The organism is Paenibacillus sp. 2TAB23, assembly GCF_052115165.1.
Lineage (GTDB): Bacteria > Bacillota > Bacilli > Paenibacillales > Paenibacillaceae > Pristimantibacillus.
Genome location: NZ_JBFRGD010000008.1, coordinates 17,946 through 35,780, shown reverse-complemented (window position 1 = coordinate 35,780; position 17,835 = coordinate 17,946). Strand labels below are relative to the sequence as shown.

Annotated in this window: 15 protein-coding genes; 13 read left to right on the top strand and 2 right to left on the bottom strand. The window is 51.1% G+C overall.

The features are described 5' to 3' along the window. Positions 1-10 precede the first annotated feature (10 nt). From AB4Z29_RS13515 to AB4Z29_RS13470, 10 genes are all read left to right on the top strand, one after another. Entirely contained in the window at positions 11-928 is a 918-nt protein-coding gene (locus AB4Z29_RS13515) for a carbohydrate ABC transporter permease (RefSeq protein ID WP_415839987.1), read from the top strand. Between the two features lie 33 nt (positions 929-961). Beyond that, positions 962-2,281, top strand: a complete 1,320-nt coding sequence (locus AB4Z29_RS13510) for a glycoside hydrolase family 125 protein (RefSeq protein WP_441943575.1) — start codon at positions 962-964, stop codon at positions 2,279-2,281. Then, positions 2,278-5,412: a beta-galactosidase gene (locus AB4Z29_RS13505; protein WP_441943574.1), complete on the top strand. Its 3,135-nt coding sequence runs from the start codon at positions 2,278-2,280 to the stop codon at positions 5,410-5,412. Before AB4Z29_RS13510 ends, AB4Z29_RS13505 begins: the two co-directional genes overlap by 4 nt. Positions 5,413-5,431: 19 nt before the next feature. Next, positions 5,432-8,167, top strand: coding sequence for an alpha-mannosidase (locus tag AB4Z29_RS13500; protein WP_441943573.1), 2,736 nt, complete (start codon positions 5,432-5,434; stop codon positions 8,165-8,167). Between the two features lie 117 nt (positions 8,168-8,284). Beyond that, positions 8,285-9,820, top strand: a complete 1,536-nt coding sequence (locus AB4Z29_RS13495; protein WP_441943572.1) for a spore germination protein — start codon at positions 8,285-8,287, stop codon at positions 9,818-9,820. A gap of 30 nt (positions 9,821-9,850) precedes the next feature. Next, positions 9,851-11,032 carry a Ger(x)C family spore germination protein gene (locus AB4Z29_RS13490; protein WP_441943571.1) on the top strand — a complete coding sequence of 394 codons (1,182 nt, stop codon included), beginning with the start codon at positions 9,851-9,853 and terminating at the stop codon, positions 11,030-11,032. Positions 11,033-11,058: 26 nt separating this feature from the next. Next, a complete protein-coding gene (locus AB4Z29_RS13485) occupies positions 11,059-11,268 on the top strand; it encodes a hypothetical protein (RefSeq protein WP_441943570.1) in 210 nt (69 codons plus the stop codon). A 35-nt stretch (positions 11,269-11,303) separates the two neighbouring features. After that, a complete protein-coding gene (locus tag AB4Z29_RS13480; RefSeq protein WP_441943569.1) occupies positions 11,304-12,464 on the top strand; it encodes a GerAB/ArcD/ProY family transporter in 1,161 nt (386 codons plus the stop codon). 166 nt (positions 12,465-12,630) lie between these two features. After that, positions 12,631-12,873, top strand: a complete 243-nt coding sequence (locus AB4Z29_RS13475; protein ID WP_183562552.1) for a YolD-like family protein — start codon at positions 12,631-12,633, stop codon at positions 12,871-12,873. A 212-nt stretch (positions 12,874-13,085) separates the two neighbouring features. Continuing rightward, the gene (locus AB4Z29_RS13470; protein WP_441943568.1) at positions 13,086-14,318 is read left to right on the top strand and encodes an aminopeptidase; all 1,233 of its coding nucleotides are present in this window, start codon (positions 13,086-13,088) and stop codon (positions 14,316-14,318) included. 74 nt (positions 14,319-14,392) lie between these two features. Here the strand turns inward: AB4Z29_RS13470 and AB4Z29_RS13465 are convergent, their stop codons facing one another. Continuing rightward, positions 14,393-14,803 (bottom strand): ImmA/IrrE family metallo-endopeptidase, encoded by a 411-nt coding sequence (locus AB4Z29_RS13465; protein WP_183562556.1) that lies wholly within the window; start codon positions 14,801-14,803, stop codon positions 14,393-14,395. Between the two features lie 8 nt (positions 14,804-14,811). Beyond that, positions 14,812-15,237: a helix-turn-helix domain-containing protein gene (locus AB4Z29_RS13460; protein ID WP_441943567.1), complete on the bottom strand. Its 426-nt coding sequence runs from the start codon at positions 15,235-15,237 to the stop codon at positions 14,812-14,814. A 250-nt stretch (positions 15,238-15,487) separates the two neighbouring features. Between AB4Z29_RS13460 and AB4Z29_RS13455 the strand changes: the two genes are divergently transcribed. From AB4Z29_RS13455 to AB4Z29_RS13445, 3 genes are all read left to right on the top strand, one after another. Next, entirely contained in the window at positions 15,488-16,108 is a 621-nt protein-coding gene (locus tag AB4Z29_RS13455) for an ECF-type sigma factor (RefSeq protein WP_441943566.1), read from the top strand. Positions 16,109-16,325: 217 nt separating this feature from the next. Then, a complete protein-coding gene (locus AB4Z29_RS13450) occupies positions 16,326-16,514 on the top strand; it encodes a hypothetical protein (RefSeq protein WP_441943565.1) in 189 nt (62 codons plus the stop codon). A gap of 3 nt (positions 16,515-16,517) precedes the next feature. Continuing rightward, positions 16,518-17,834: a phage tail sheath family protein gene (locus tag AB4Z29_RS13445; RefSeq protein ID WP_441943564.1), complete on the top strand. Its 1,317-nt coding sequence runs from the start codon at positions 16,518-16,520 to the stop codon at positions 17,832-17,834. Position 17,835 lies beyond the last annotated feature (1 nt).

Sequence of the window (17,835 nt, the reverse complement as noted above, 5' to 3'; positions counted from 1 at the left end):
GGAAACCGTTGTGTCCGCACAAACGACGAAAGGCCGCGATTTTCATAGACTGACACCGGTTTGGAATATAGCTTTTCATGCTGTAGCCGGTATTTTTGCACTACTCTGCGTATTTCCATTTTTGTTCGTTACGGTCATCTCATTTACAGATGAGTCTACGCTAGCGAAGAACGGCTATCAGCTGTTTCCCGAAAAATGGAGCGTTGAGGCGTACACCTATTTGTTCAAGGCTGGGGACCAGCTTCTTCGCTCTTACGGGGTGACGATTGCGGTTACGCTTATCGGCACGGTTATCGGTGTCGTCTTTACGGCACTATTCGCTTATGCGATTTCGCGCCACAGCTTTAAATACCGCAACTTCTTCGCTTTTTTCGCCTTCTTCACCATGCTGTTCAACGGCGGCCTTGTGCCGACCTATATTATCGTTACGCAGCTTCTTGGACTTAAGGATTCAATCTGGGCGCTTATTCTGCCGCTAGCGGTCAACGCCTTCTACATTATGATACTTCGTACGTTTTTCTCGACCATGGTGCCTGACGCGATTATCGAATCAGGAAAAATCGACGGCGCTGGAGAGTTCGGAATTTTCTTCAAGCTGGTGCTGCCTTTATCGCTGCCCGGCCTCGCTACGATTGCCTTGTTCAGCACGCTCGGTTACTGGAACGATTGGTTCAACGCGCTGCTGTACATTAACACGCCGAATTTAGTGCCCCTTCAGTCAATGCTGATGCGGATTGAAAATAGCATGCAATTCATTATGCAAAACTCGCAAAATGCGTCGCTTAGCATGGGCGTCTTGCAATCGATGCCGCAGGATACGTCGCGTATGGCGATGGTCGTGCTCGCAACGGGCCCGATCGTGTTCGCTTATCCGTTCTTCCAGCGTTATTTCATTCAAGGCTTGACGGTTGGCGCCGTTAAGGAATAATTACGAATCCCTCTCTAAAGGAGCATAACCATTATGGAACAATTCCGTTTACCCAAAATACCGATGCCGGAGCTTACGCTGCCGCAGGCGGTACAAGACGTGCTGAAAGAAGCAGAAGAGAAGCTTGCCCATCGTCCGAAGCTGCTTCAGCTGTTTAAGAACTGCTTCCCAAATACATTGGAAACAACCACGAAGCTGATGGATGACGGTACAACCTTTGTCATTACGGGAGATATTCCTGCGATGTGGCTGCGTGACTCCGTAGAGCAGGTTATTCATTACGTTCCCCTCGCGAAAGAGGACAAGGATTTGCAGCGCATCATCGGCGGCTTGGTCAAGCGCCATATGGCTTATATTCAAATCGATCCCTATGCGAATGCATTTAACGAAATCGATAACGATTGGCACTGGAACACGACGGACGAGACCGATATGTCGCCATGGGTATGGGAGCGCAAGTTCGAGCTGGATTCGATTTGCTTCTCCATCCGTCTTGCTCATGCGTACTGGAAGGAAACCGAGCTAACGGATATTTTTGATTCCGGCTTTAAAGCAGCGATGCGCAGCATCGTTAAGCTATGGAAAACCGAGCAGCGCCATTTCGAGCAGTCGCCTTACCGTTTTGTACGGGATAACGGCATTCCTACCGATTCACTCCGTAATGACGGACTAGGCATGCCAATCAATTATACGGGCATGATCTGGTCGGGCTTCCGTTCGAGCGACGATGCCTGTGATTTCCATTACAACGTGCCGGCGAACATGTTTGCCGTCGTTGCGCTGCGCCAGATGAGAGATATTGCAGAATGGGTATTCCGCGATATGGACTTCGTTAAGGAGCTTAAGAAGCTGGAAGACGATGTGGACCACGGCATTCAGCTGTACGGCATTTATCAGCATCCTGAATTCGGTCCGATCTATGCCTATGAGACGGATGGCTTCGGCAACTATTGCCTTATGGACGATGCAGGCACGCCTGGCTTGATGTCCATTCCTTACCTCGGCTATACGACTGCCGATGATGCGATCTACCAGAATACGAGAAGCTTTGCGCTCAGCAAGAGCAACCCATTCTATTACGAAGGAAGCGCGGCAAAAGGAATCGGAAGCCCGCATACGCCTCCAGGCTATATCTGGCATATGGCGTTGTCGATGCAAGGGATTACAGCGATCAGCAGCGAAGAAAAGCTTGCCTTAATCGCGATGCTGGAAGCGACAGACGGCGATACCGGCTATATGCATGAAGGCTTCCACGCCGACGATCCGACTGTATTCACGCGCAAATGGTTCGCTTGGTCGAACAGCCTATTCGCACAGCTCGTCTACAAGGCGATGAAGGATGAGCTTCTATGAGCATGAACACGGTTATTTTCTACGATTCTTCCTTTCCGCTTGATTCAAAGCTTAGCGAAGGCACGGAAGGGCAATTGCTTAAGCTTGGCAACGTCGTTCGCGCGTCGGGCTTAGCCAAAGCGCTGCAGGCAGCAGAGGGAGGAAGCTTCGTCAATCTGCATGCGCCATTTTTTCCTAAGGAAGCATGGGGAGAAATATTGGCGTTTCTAAAACGCGGAGGCGGCTTGATCAGTATCGGGGGGGCGCCGTTCAAGCGCCCTGTCATGCGTGCGGAAGACGGCAGCTGGGTGGCAGAGAATGAGCAAACAGCGTACCACCGCGAGCTTCACATCCATGAAATGCTGCCTGTAAGCGCAGCGAAAGTCCAAACGCTGTCTGCAATGCATGATATTCCTCTGCTGGAAGGCAAAGAATCGCTGTTTGAGGTTGCAAGCACATGGAATATGGTGCCCCATGTAACAAAAAGCAGCGACTTGCCTCATCAAATGGGCTCCGCAGGACCAATGGATGCGCAGCTGTATCCGCTCCTGAAGGGCATATCCGCGGAAGGAAGAGAAGTTGCCGCACCAGTCGTGCTCTGGGAGAACACGAAAGGCATGTTCGCGGGAGCCCGCTGGCTCTTCGTCAACCAGCCGCTTACCGAGCTGTTCTGGCAATCGGGAGGAGCTGTCGAGCTTGGACGTTGGATCACATTCTGCGAAGCCGGCGTAACCGAGCTTTGGCTGAAGCCCAATTACGCATCCTATGAGCCTGGCGAGCGGGCGCTTCTAACGCTTCAGGTGCAGCAGCTTGGCCGCCATGCGGTACAAACGCCTGCAAGCCCCAGCTGGAGCTTCTCGATTAAGGTTCAGCATGACCGTTTGCCTGAGCAGAGCTGGACAACTCAGGTGCAAATCGATGCGTCCGGCAGCCAGATCATCACGCGTTTGCCGGTACTCCTTACCATTGAGAGCGGCTATTACAACGTAGAATGCAAAGCCGAATCGTCCACGGGCGAAGTGCGATTGCTTCGCCAAGGCTACTGGGGCTTTGACTCGGAACTGCTCGAAGAGGGCAGCCCCGTCACTTGCGAGCGCGATTATTTCATCAAGGATGGCCGCCCGATGCCGGTTGTCGGCATGACTTATATGACCTCGGACGTTGCGCGCAAGTTTTTATTTCTGCCGAACGCTTCTGTATGGAATCGGGATATGGCTCAGATGCGCAAAGCGGGCATCAATTGGATCAGAACCGGCATATGGACGGCCTATCGGAATGTCATGCAAGTAGACGGACATGCTTCGGAGGAGGCGCTTCGCTCGATCGACGCGTTCCTGCTTACTGCGAAGCGCCATGATCTGCAGGTCACGTTTACATTCTTCTCGTTTACGCCGGAAACGTGGGAAGGGCAGAACCCCTACCTTGATCCGCGGAGCGTTGAAGCGCAGAAACGGTTTATCCGCTCTATTATTTCTCGCCATAAGCAGTCGAAGCATGTGGATTGGGATCTGATCAATGAGCCTTCGATGTTCGATCCGCCGCGCATTTTCTCGGATGGTCCAAGATCGGCTCGCGATCCTTTCGAGAAGGCCGCTTTCGCGGCTTGGCTGCAAGAGCGCCATGGGTCAGTGGAGCGGCTGCAGAAGCTGTGGAACATGACGCCGGACCAGCTGCCAAGCTTTGAGTCGGCTGTACCGCCCGAGCCGGAGGAAATCAATTTCGACGTTCAGGATATGCATCAAGGCAAGAAGGGTACCCGCTGGCTTGATTACGTGCTGTTCTCCATGGATATGCACAATCGATGGGCAGCTGAGCTATATAAGACGATTAAAGAGGAATGTCCGGATCACATGGTGACGGTCGGACAGGATGAAGCACTTGGCGCGCAGCGTCCATCCCCGTTCTTCTACGGTGAAGTTGTGGATTATACGACCGTGCATTCGTGGTGGCTGAATGACCATCTGGTATGGGACAGCATCTTTGCCAAGACCGCGGATAAGCCTAATCTCGTGCAGGAAACCGGCATTATGTACGTCGAAACGCCGGATGGCCGCGCCAAACGTTCCGAGGAGGAGCTGCGCAGCATTCTTGAGCGCAAGTATGCCTATGCCTTTGCGACAGGCGGGGCAGGTGCGGTGCAATGGATCTGGAATACCAATTATTATATGGACAACGCGAATGAATCGCATATCGGTGCGCTTCGGGCAGACGGTACGGAAAAGCCGGAGGCCGATGTTTCCTACGATTTCGGCACATTTATGGCGGAAATTAGAGATTTGTTCCAAGGCCGCGAGCTTGAAGACACCGTCGTAGTCTTCCCGTACTCGAATGATTTCTCCAATCGCAAGCTGGCTTTCGACGCAACGACGAAAGCGACTCGTGTGCTTGCGTATGAGCTGAATAAGCCATTCCGCGGAGTAAGCGAATATCATTTGGACGAGCTGGAAGCAACGCCGGTTAAGCTGGTCATTGTGCCAAGCGCGCATAATATGGACGATGCCGCATTCGACCAGCTGCTGGCTTATATTGAACGTACAGGTGCGACTTTGCTGCTAACAGGTCCAACCAGCTTGGATGCCTATTGGCGTCCAGTCGAGCGGCACTCGGAGCTGTTTGGGACACGCGAGCTTGTCAATGTACGCCGCGAGGAGCTGCTCCATATTGGCAATCGACTGCTGCCGGTATCTTATGGCAGCCGCAAAATTGCAGAAGTATGGAAGGAAGCGCGCCTTCATTCGGGCAGTGCCGAAGCCGACCAGCTTATTGAGCTTCCGCATGGCAAGGGACGAATACTTTGGTGCCCGCTTCCCGTAGAGCTGAATGATCGCATTGAGCCGATCTCAGCGATCTATCAATATGCGCTTCAGTCCTCGGGCTGCAGAGAGGAACTGCACTGGATTAAAGGGGGCAACTTCCCAGGCGTATATGGCCGCAAGCTGAACTTCCAAGAAGGAGCGCTGCTTACCTTCGTATCCGAGTTCAGCTTGGATGTCGAAATTGAGGTGCAGGATCCCGCAACTGGCGTTCGCTACGCGTTCACGCTGGAGAAGGAACGTTCCGTATTATTCGCTGTGAACAAAAGCGGGCAGCTATTGTCCGTCTATCGGCCGAATCAGGTGAACGTGTCGGTGCTGCCGGCTAACGAACATTAAGAAGAAGAGGTGTTCAGCAATGACCTATGAAAGAACAGCCCATATCATCTCGCATACCCACTGGGACCGAGAATGGTATTTGCCATATGAGAAGCATCATGTCCTGCTCGTGAAATTGATGGATACGCTGCTTCATACACTAGATACAGATCCAGACTTTAAAAGCTTTTACCTGGACGGCCAAACGATTATTCTTGAGGATTATTTGCAGGTTCGACCGGAAAACCGCGAACGCTTGGAGCGCTATATCAAAGAAGGCCGGATTCCAATCGGTCCTTGGTATATCCTGCAGGATGCATTCCTGACGAGCAGTGAAGCGAATATACGCAATCTGCAAATCGGCCATCAGGATGCTGGGCGTTACGGTACGATTGCCAAAGTCGGCTATTTCCCTGATACATTCGGGAATATCGGACAAGCCCCGCAAATTTTGCGCCAAGCCGGCATTGACAACGCCGTGTTCGGAAGAGGCGTGAAGCCAACGGGCTTCAATAACACCGTAGCGGATTCCGACTATGAATCCTCTTTCTCCGAGCTGATCTGGGAAGGTCCGGACGGCTCACGCGTGCTGGGCGTCCTGTTCGCGAATTGGTATTGCAACGGCATGGAAGTGCCGACGGATGAGGCGGGCGCGAAGGAATATTGGGAGCGGAAGCTTGCGGAAGCAGAGAAATATGCGGCAACGGGACAATTGCTGTTCATGAACGGCTGCGACCACCAGCCGATTCAACAGGATTTGTCTGCTGCGCTTGCGACGGCAAGAGAGCTTTTCCCGGAAACGGAGTTTATCCACTCTAATTTCCATGATTATTTGGCTTCCGTTAATGCTTCGCTTACCCGCGAGCTGTCGGTTGTCAAAGGGGAGCTTCGCAGTCAGCGCACGGACGGCTGGTCCACGCTCGTGAATACGGCTTCTGCCCGCGTGTACTTGAAGCAGATGAACCAGCTTGGCCAAGCGATGCTGGAGAAGGTCGCTGAGCCGCTGGCAACGCTAGCTTATTCACTGGGCCATGAATATCCGCATCACCTGTTTACGTATGCTTGGAAAACACTGATGCAGAACCACCCGCATGACAGCATTTGCGGCTGCAGCGTGGATGAGGTTCACCGTGAAATGATTACGCGCTTTGATAAAAGCCGCCATGTTGCGGAATCGATCATCGACGACAGCAAAAAAGTGATCGCGGATCACGTGGATACGTCGGTATTCGATCAATATGGCGAAGCTGCATTGCCGCTAGTTGTATTCAACACGACTGGCTGGAACCGCACAGGTGTCGTCGAGGTTGAGCTTGATATCGAACGCATTTATTTCCGTGACGGTTTGCCGCTGGATCAAATGAACCAAAACATGTACGCGGTCGATGTGACAGGCAGAACGCTTGTTGATCGCAGCGGCACGGCAATCCCGCATACAGCTGAAGATTTAGGTTTGCAATTTGGCTATGACTTGCCAGATGACAAATTCCGTCAGCCGTACATGAGCCGCCGGGTTAAGCTGACGTTCGAAGCGGAGCAGGTTGCTGCGCTAGGCTTCGCGTCCTACGCTTACGTTCGGGCTGCAAAAGCAGAGCAGGAGCAGGGACAAACACTGTTTGCCGGCGAGCATGCGCTTGAGAACGAATGGCTGCGGGTTGACGTAGCAAGCGATGGATCGTTTAGCCTGCTGGATAAACGCAATGGCCGAGCTTATCAAGACCTTGGCGTTTATGAGAATACAGGCGATATCGGCAATGAATATATGTACAAGCAGCCAGATGGCGAACAGGCATTAACGACTAAAGGATTGCCTGCAAGCATTGAGCTTGTGGAAAATACGCCTTACCGGGCAACATTTGCCATCGTTCATGAATGGGCGGTACCTGCTTCGGCTGATGAGCAATTCGAGATCGAGAAGCGCGAGGCTGTCTATTTCCCTGAGCGGAAGTCGCAGCGTACGGCACATACGGTGCCGCTTACGATTCGTACGGAGATTTCGCTTACGCGCGGCGGGCAAAGCCTGGAATGGAAATCATCCTTTAACAACCAAGCCAAAGATCACCGTGTACGGGTGTTGTTCCCAACCGATCTAGCTGCTGCAGCCCATCAAGCGGATGCGATATTTGAAATTGCAAAACGCGACAACGAGCCGGCCGCGGAATGGGTAAACCCGAGCAATGCGCAGCATCAGCAGGCGTTCGTTGATGTGAGCGGCGAGCAAGCAGGCTTGACGGTTGCGAACCTCGGCTTGAACGAATACGAAGTGCTGCGTGACGGACGGAATACGATTGCGGTTACACTGCTTCGCTCCGTTGCAGAGCTAGGCGATTGGGGAGTATTCCCTACGCCGGAAGCGCAATGCCTGGGTGAGCAAAGCTTCAGCATCAGCATCATTCCGCATAGCGGAAACGGTGCAGAATCAGGTGCTTTTGCGGCTGCCTACCAGTTCCAAGTACCTTGGACAGTCAGTGCTACTGACGTTCACGAAGGCAAGCTGGCATCAGCCGGCGCGCTCTTTGGCTGGGAAGGAAGCGCGCTTGCGTTCTCTTCCTTAAAGGTGAATGAGCCATCCGGAGATATGATGCTCAGATGGTATAATATGCTGCCTTCAGCTGCTGAGCTGAAGCTAGCTGCAGGCGATGCTTCGCAAGCCATCGCACAGGCTTATAAAAGCGACGTGCTCGAGCAGCAAGGGCAAGTGCTTGAAGGGCAAGCCTCGTATCAGCTGTCTGTAGGACCGTGTGAAATCGTGACGATTGGCATTAAGCATTCATAATCGTTTTGGAAAGCCATCAGCGGGGACATTGTCCCTGCTGATGGCTTTTTGTTGTGTTTATCCCGATTGCAAGGTGGTCATAATGGGAAGAGACAACAGAAGCGGGGACGACAGCCCATGATCAAACCTACAAAGGAACCATTAGACCAGTTATCCAAGCAGGTACAGCAGAGTGCTCCGCTGTTAGATGATATCGGACGAAATATAGAAACGATTATGCACGAAATGGGCAGCAGCGATGATATCGTTGTCCGGGAAATTCGCAGCGAGGGAAGCCCGCTGCCCGCTGCCGCAATCATGTATATTGACGGCATGTCGGATGCCGCGATTATTAATACTTATATATTTGACGTGATGAATCGATCCCTTCAAGAAAAGCTGGGCATTGACGAAGATTCTGTTGGCAAAATAAATATCATCGAAGGCTTGATTGCCGCGATGGGCTCCATTCACATTGTGTCTGATTTGGACAAGCTCTATCAGTCTTTGTTGTCGGGAGAAGCCATTATCTTTCTAGCAGGCAGCGATCGGGCATACCGGGTGGATATCCGCCAATGGAAAGGCAGAGACGTTACGGAATCAACCAATCAGACGTCCATTCGGGGGCCGAGGGAAAGCTTTACCGAAACGCTTCGCGTGAACACATCGCTCATACGAAGGAAGATTAAGGATCCGCGATTATGGCTGGAGACCATGCCGATTGGCCGCATTACGAAAACCGATGTCACGATCATGTATTTGAATGGCATTGCGAAGCCTTCCGTCATTCAAGAGGTTCGGACCCGGCTTGGATCTATTGCATTAGATGGCATTTTGGAAGGCGGCTACATCGAGGAGCATATCGAGGACGCTAAATATTCGATTTTCCCTACGGTGTACAACACAGAGCTCCCCGACAGCGTTGCTGCGCAATTGCTCGAAGGGAAAGTCGCTATTCTGGTCGACGGCACACCCAACGTTCTGGTGGTGCCTACCCAATTCGTCAGCTTCGTGCAGTCGACGGAAGACTATTATCAGCGGGCCCTATACGCGAGCTTGCTTCGCTTGCTGCGCTTTGTCAGCGGATTTGTCTCGCTGCTGCTGCCCTCTTTATATATTGCTATCACAACCTTCCATAGAGATATGCTGCCCACATCCCTATTAATCAGCTTGGCCGCTCAGCGTGAAGGAGTTCCCTTTCCTGCCTTCATTGAGGCGATAGCGATGGAGATCACCTTCGAGATTTTGAGGGAGGCAGGTCTTCGAATGCCGCGGGCAATCGGACAAGCCGTATCTGTCGTCGGCACGCTCGTAATCGGCCAAGCGGCCGTAGAAGCGGGAATCGTCTCCGCTGCGATGGTTATCGTCGTATCCGTCACTGCAATCTCGACCTTCACGGTGCCGGCATATAGTATGTCAATACCTGTCCGTATGCTGCGTTTTGCATTCATGGCACTCGCGGCGAGCTTCGGGTTATTCGGCATTATTATGGGGTTGTTTACGTTATTGCTGCATCTATGCTCGCTGCGATCTTTTGGCGAGCCGTATATGGCGCCGTTTGGCCCTTTTATCGCGTCAGAGCAGGAGGATGCGCTCATCCGCCTGCCGCGCTGGCTCTCGTTCAATCGGCCAAGCAGCTCGCAGAAGAGCAACCGAACAAGGCAGCAGAAGTGATTGCGGCAGGCGGAAAGGAGCATAAGCGAGATGCTGCATAAAGCAATGATGATCTTATTGTGCCTGCTCCTTCTGACAGGCTGCTGGAGCAGGCGAGAGCTAAATGATCTGCTGATCGTTCTCCGAGTAGGCGTCGATTGGGTGGACGGGGAATACCTCGTATCGTTCCAGGTTGTGAATCCGAGCGAAATATCAGCACAGCGAAGAGGCGGGGATCGGCCGCCGAGCACGCTTTACCAAGGGAGGGGCAAGACGATGTTCGAGGCCGCCCGCTCCGTCACCGCAGAGGCTCCGCGCAAGGTATACATCGGACATCTGCAAATTTTCGTGATCGGCGAAAGTCTTGCCAGACGGGGTATACGAAATTTTCTAGATAATACACTGCGGGACAATGAAGCGCGCATGGACTTTAATGTCGTTGTTGCCAAAGGCACCAAGGCTGAGGATATTTTGAAAATCTATACGCCTCTGGAGAAGCTGCCTACCCAAAACATGCTGCGATCGCTTGAGACCTCCGAGAAATCTTGGGCACCGACTGTATCGGTCACGATGGACGATATTTTGAATGCACTCTCTGATGATGGCAAGGAGCTTGCCCTCACCGGCATCCAAATTCTCGGCAGCCAGAAAAAAGCGGAATCGAAGGAAAATGTGGAAACGTTCCTGCCTCTCGGCCACTTTCGCTATACGGGCATTGCAGCCTTCAAAAAAGATAAGCTTGTCGGCTGGTTAAATGAGAGGGAAAGCAAAGGGTATACCGATATAACGAACAAACTGGACAGCACCTCGGTCGAGCTGCGTTGTGATGAACGTAACTACATGGGAATTGAAATCACGTCATCCGAGTCACGCATCAAAATGAACGTTCAGGATGGTGTGCCTATCGCTCATATTCATTTCCAAACGGAAGCAAATATCGTAGATCGGTCCTGCAAGGACGTAAATCTTACTGATCCTGCCGTCATTGAAAAGCTGGAGCAGCAGGTGGAGAAGGTCATACAGGGCAATGCGGATGCTTCGGTTAAACGTGCAAAGAAGCTTAAAGCAGATATATTTGGACTCGGCAGCACGCTTGGCAGGCAGCACCCGGAACAATGGAAGTCGATGCAGCAAGCTTGGGGCGATGAAGGCTTTCAGGCGGTCAAGCTGTACTACGATATTGAAGTAAACATCCGCAAAACAGGCACGACAGGCAACACGACGATGAAATAACCGTTGTCAGGCAGGAGGCATCAGCGTTGTCAGCTTTAATGGGCATATTGGCTTTTTCGGCATGTGTAGCTTGGTGGGAGCTGCCGAAGCTTAAGGAGAAGAAGCTCAAAAAAGAGATGGTCGTATTTGTGATAATGCTTCTGCTCGGCACAGGTTTGTATGGCGCCCTTGTCATGGAAGCAAAGCTGCCCAATCCGTTTCTGCTGCTTAAAGCGGTTTATGGAATGTTTGCGTGACGCCCAGCAGCAAGGATCATGGAGGAGGAGTAGAAATGAGTGATCGCATAGGAAGGGATAACGGTCAAGTATCAGCTAGGCAATTCATGATTTTGGTCATCTTATGCACCGTCGGTGACTCCATACTCATTCTCCCTACGATCATTGCAGCTAATTCGATGCAAGACGCATGGATAACGATGTTAATCAGCTGCTTAATCGGTCTTGGAATAGGAGCCTTTTACGGGCTGCTGATCAAAAGAATGAAGGGAGCCAGCTTGACTGCTTTCGTGCAGCAAACGCTTGGAAAAGCTGTCGGCGGCATCATTTGTTTGCTCTTTATCGTCTATTACATTTACTTGCATATAACGTTGACGAGCGAGATGACCCAATTCATTACGACGCAGCTGATGCCGGAAACGCCTGCCAATGCCGTGTTCATTCTCTTTTTGACAGTCGTTATCATTGCCTACCGATTAGGGGTGGAGACTTTCGCCCGCATGGGTGAGATTTTGTTTCCGTTTTTTATGCTGTTTTTTATGTTTATGGTCGTCTTTCTTCTGCCGCAGGCCGATGTTGCGAAGATGGAGCCGATTTTAGCCGAGGGCTTCACTCCGATATGGAGGGGGCTGCCCCTTACCACGGCTGTTCCTTTTATGGAGACCATTATCATCCTAGCCGTAGCTCCGCATCTGAGAGGGAATAAGACAGCTTTGAAGCCGCTGCTCAAAGGACTGGTGATCGGCGGACTGATATTGTTTATCACGGTTTTGCTTTGCGTGTTCGTGCTAGGCTCGAGCTTGATGGAAACGAAGTACTATCCCACCTTTATTCTCGCGCAGAAAATTATGGTGGGAAGCTTTTTGGAGCGCATGGAGGCCATCCTTACTTTTATGTGGATCACTACCGTTTACTTTAAAACGCTGCTGATCTTCTTTGCGATCATCAAAAGCATCGAGCAGCTATTCCGCTTAAAGGAAAGCAAGATGCTGACGATTCCGGTTGCGATGATTCTGCTTGTTGGTTCCGTTGTCAGTACTCCCAATATCGTGGTCTACAATAATCTGATTAAATATTATTGGGCGCCGTATGACATCACGATGTGTCTAGTGCTTCCCATTTTGCTGATGGGCTTGTCTTCTATAAGAGGGAAGGGGAAGGGCAAACCGAAGCCCGACCTAACCACCACCAAATCGGAGCAATCCGGCCATTCCTGAGTGGTGGCTTGATTTACTCTTATTCCCGCTAACAGAGTTAAATGGGTACATGCTATAATAGAGGTATTCGCGTAACTTATTAGGATCGAATCAGGGTCTCCTCGGAGCGGAGGGACTCTTTTTTATTGCAAATCCGAGTTGCCATACATAGCAGGAGGGAATTGAAATGGCAAAAGGACCAAAGCGGCCGACCAGAGATGAATTCGAGCTGGAGGAGCTGGGTGAACGATTGGTAGAGGCTAAGCAGGAAGGCACGGAGCTGCTGCTCACGATATGGGCTGCGGAAGAGCGGGTACGGGGCGTAATCACAACGCTCGATTCTCGGACGAAGAAGGTTCATGTGGAATACATGGGCAGCGTCACGAAGGTTCCTTTTATGGATATTATGAAGATCGAGAGCCCTTATTAATCTAATTCGCGCATGGATAAAAACCTCCTTCGTTCACGGTTTGAGCGATCAGGAGGTTTTTTGCTTCGTTCCGTAAGGTGCGTTTGAGCTATGGGGAGCAGAGGTCTATAATAGAGTAGTGACATCAGTGACATCAGTGACATCAGTGACATCAGTGACATCAGCGACATCATGGGAACACTCATACATCTACTTAAGGAGGAATTACATAGATGCATCCAACACAGCAGCATTTGGAAAATTACGCGGCGCTTGCCGTTCAAGTAGGCGTCAACGTTCAGCAAGGTCAAACGGTGGTCGTCATGGCCCCGATTTCGTCAGCGCCTTTGGTAAGGCTCATCGCATCAAAAGCGTATGAAGCAGGAGCGAAAAACGTTCATGTGGAATACAACGACGAGCAGCTGTCTCTCATTAAATACAAGCAGGCTCCGGAGGAGGCTCTTGCCGAGTACCCGATGTTCCGTGCGAAGGCGTGGGAGGATTTCGTTCAGCAGGGAGCGGCGTTCATTACGATTTATTCCCCTAACCCTGACCTGCTTAACGAGGTTGATCCGGCAAGAGTAGCGGCTGCATCGAAGGCAGCGTCGACTGCGCTTAGCGGATATAGAAGCTCGCTTATGAACCATACGAATGCTTGGTCGCTGCTCTCGTATGCGACTCCGGAATGGGCGGCAAAAGTGTTTCCGGATGTCTCGCAGGATGAAGCTCTCGATAAGCTGTGGGACCGGATCATTGATGCGACGCGCATCGGCTTGGACGACCCGATTGAGGCTTGGAAGGAACATAACGCGAAGCTGCTCCAAATGGTCGAGGTACTCAATGCCAAGCGCTATAAACAGCTCGAATATGAAGCGCCAGGCACGAGCTTGACTGTCGAGCTGCCGGATGGCCATATTTGGCTGGGCGGCTCCAAAGCGAATGCGAAAGGCATATACTTCAATCCGAACATGCCGACTGAGGAAGTATTTACGATGCCTAGAAGGGGCGGGGTAAATGGTACGGTACGCAGCACGAAGCCGCTTAACTATAACGGACAGGTCATTAACGGCTTCTCCTTGACCTTCAAGGAAGGCAAAGTAGTGGATCATTCAGCCGAGCAAGGCTATGAAGCCTTGACGAGCTTATTGAACACGGATGAGGGAGCAAGACATCTAGGAGAGGTAGCGTTGGTGCCGCATGATTCTCCGATCTCCAATTCGAACGTAACGTTTTTCAATACGCTATACGACGAGAATGCTTCCTGCCACTTGGCATTAGGGCAAGCTTATCCGGTTAATATCAAAGGCGGCACGAATATGAGTGCCGAGGAGCTGCTCGCTCATGGCGCCAATAGGAGCCTGACGCACGAGGATTTCATGATCGGCTCTCCGGATATGAACATTGACGGCGTAACGCAAGAGGGAACTCGCGAACCGATATTCCGAAATGGGAATTGGGCGATTTAATAGAAAGGGCTCTAGTTCGGCAGCTGATGCTGCCGAGCTAGAGCCTTTTATCGTTCCAGGCTGTCGTGTTTGAGTTAGAAATAGAACTTTTCCATTTCGGCGGGCACGCCGTTGCGCATCAACAGCTCCGCAAGCGTGTCGCTGGCAGCGGGTGAATCACCGGAAGTCAGCAGCCGGACCGCAAATTTGTTCGCTTGACGCTCGTACTTCCCCGCGTTAAAAAAGGATTGCTCATCGAGCCAAAAGCGGTTGAAGCCCGGATGAAGGCGATCATGTCCAAGCTCATGGGCGCAGACGAACCTGCACCAATCCTCCGGAAGCTTATCGTGGATGACGATAAAGCGCCGCCGCAGCTTTTTGAAATAAAGGCCTCTCGTCCCCTCCCCGAGATCTGCATAACGGATATGGATGCCAATCCCCTGAGCGATGGTAAAGGGATCGTTGGTCTTGAATTTTCGAATGAGCTTTACGATCATTTTATCCATAGCAACACCTACCCTTTGGCATCATCAGGAGCATCGCCTGCCGAGTCGGACTTTTTTTTGTGTTTATTCATCTGCTTGGCTTCCCAGAACAGTCCGGTTAATACATCCATGACGCGTTGACGATCAACGGGGCTCATCGGCACGCCGTCGAACATAATTTCCCCATCCTCTTCCAGCAGCTTCTTGAAATCGCGTTTATCCTTGTACGTCGCCCATTCGGGTATGGCTGCTGCAGCCACATCGCGCCCTAGCAAATAATCGGTTGTCGTTTGGAGAATATCAGCCAGCTTCTGCAAGTCCTCGCTCGTTGGCGTTACACGGTCATTCTCGATATGTCCCAAATTGGATCTGCCCATCTCGAGATGGGTGGCCACATCCTGCTGTGTTAACCCTCGTTCCGTTCGAAGTTGTTTAATTCTAGTTCCTAATGACATTTTAAATACCCTCCTATTACGAATTTAGGTATTTTAAATACTTGACGGTAATTAAAATACCTAATACAATGAGATTTATCAGACGACATCTTGTGTTATTTATCCCACAAGGAAATTTGCTAGTTTAAATACGTAAATTAAGTATATTTTTTGACGGGAGTATTGTCAATACCACTATCGGCCGATATTTTTTTATCATTGACGGTATTTTAAATACTTAGTCATGATTTTATCCTCGGGAGGGACAAAAATGAAGGAAGAACAACGGATTATTGACCAATTAACCTCTTATAAAAGGCTTAAGGCAAGAAAAAAACAGTTAGAAGGCACAGCAGTCGGTCCTGGGATTCGCTTAAGCAGCATGTCGGAGGATGACGATCTGCAGGAGCTGCATCGGCAGCTGCGCAAGCTTCCTTCTTATATGTATTTGGACGAGCAGGAGCAGCGGATCGAAACGGCGGCACATGCGAATTTAAAGAAGTACCCGTTAGGAACCCGTGCGCAGCTTAACGAGGTTATAAGAAGCAGGGCAGCCGCAAGCCCGGGGGACGAGAAGCTGCTGCGCGAACTGGAGCAAAAGATCGAGAAGGTACTAGAGTCGCGATCAGGTTCTAACGGGTTTGAAGGCTATATGGGCGTCATCGATAAAATAAGCGAGCTTCAGGATATCGATAAGGAATTGCACAGCATTGACGAAGCGCTTGAGGCGCTAGAAGGATTTGAGCCTGATTATGCCCGGCTGCTGAGATTGCGTTATATAGAAGGAAAGCCTACTGAGTTCGTTGCTTCGGAGCTTGGAGTCGTTGATCGCACGTTCCGCAGATGGAAGCAAAAGGCGCTTGCCGAAGTTGTCCGCTTTCTGTCCGGCTAATGTCCGTTTTCGCTCAAATAACCGTGATATTATGATATTGTGCAAGAGATCATAACCGGGGACGAGCGGAGGAACATTCCGATCGTCCCTTTTGTTTTGCCCAAGCAAAGGAGGTGGTTCATATGTAAGTGCATAAGCGAGTTGCTGCAGGCGGCAAGGCGCATCATAGGATGAATTCGCCGCTTTAATTGATGAAGGAAGCCGGAGGCTGAATGGAATGAAGGAAAAGGAATGGCAGGAAGCAGGGAAGAATGCGAGCTTCAACAAGCGGCAATTGCTGGCTGCAAGGCGGTATACGCCATCTCAGAAGGACGTGCTCACAGCGGTATTAAACGATCAAGACAGCTGTACCCATGAACAAGCGTTATCTCGGATAACAGCCTATTTGAAAAAGGAGGTCATGTAGAACATGGCAGGAGGAACTTATACATCTCAAAATAAGGTGCGCCCCGGCGTTTATATTAATCTGGTAGGCGAGAAACAAAAGGTGGGCAGCATTGGCGAGCGCGGAACGGTGGCAGCGGCGTTGACACTGAATTGGGGAAAATCAAAATCGGTGATTGAGATCCAAGCAGGCGATGACCTTAGCGCCTTGCTCGGCTACGATGTGAGCGCTCCTGAGCTTTTGCTGGTGCGTGAAGCGCTCAAAAAGGCGAAAACGCTGCTCCTTTATCGTTTGAATGAAGGAACAAAGGCAGCAGCGGCTGCTGGCAGCCTGACGCTTATAGCTAAATTTGGCGGCGTTCGAGGCAATGATATCAAGGTGGCCGTGCAGCAGAACGTCGATGACGAAGAGCTGTTCGATGTGATTACTTATGCTGCCGATACGGAGATGGATAGGCAAACGGTGGTGAACATTGCAGCACTAAGCGGCAATGCATTTGTTGACTTCGGTGGTACGGGGGCATTGACTCTGGCTGCAGGCGTTCCACTAGCAGGCGGAGACAACGGCACGGTTACGAATCAGGACTATTCCGATTATTTGACCCAGATTGAGCTGCAGGATTTTAATACGATTGCGCTTGTTTCTGGTGATGCCGCATTAAAGGCGGTCTATGCATCCTTTGCCCGCCGTTTGCGCGAGGAGGAAGGTCGTAAAATTCAGGTTGTGCTGGCGAATTATACGACTGCCGACCATGAAGGCGTCATCAGCGTCAAGAACGGCGTGAAGCTGGCTGACGGCACCGTTATCGATGCCCAAAAAGCGACGGTCTGGGTTGCGGCGGCAACAGCTGGCGCAGCGATTAATGAATCGTTGACGTATCAAGCCTATGAGGAGGCAATCGATGCGGATATTCGCTATACGAATTCGCAAACAGCTGCGGCGCTTCAGGCGGGCGAGCTATTGTTCACGGTGAGTGGCGGACGTGTCATAGTCGAGCAGGATATCAATACGTTTACCGGTTATACACTGGAAAAAGGAAAAGCCTTCTCGAAAAACCGCGTGATTCGCGTGCTGGACGGCATCGCAAATGACTTTAAGCAGATTTTCGAGGGCTTCTATATCGGAAAAGTAGACAATAATGCGGATGGCCGCAGTCTTTTCCGCAACGAGTGCACGAAATATTTGAACAGCTTACAGGAGCTCGGCGCGATTCAAAATTTCGACTCCCAGGTAGACTTGTCGGTGCTTGCCGGTACGGATTCCGACAGCATTGTGATTGACGTTCATATTCAACCAGTAGATAGCGTAGAAAAAGTATATATGAAAGTGACGGTGAAGTAAT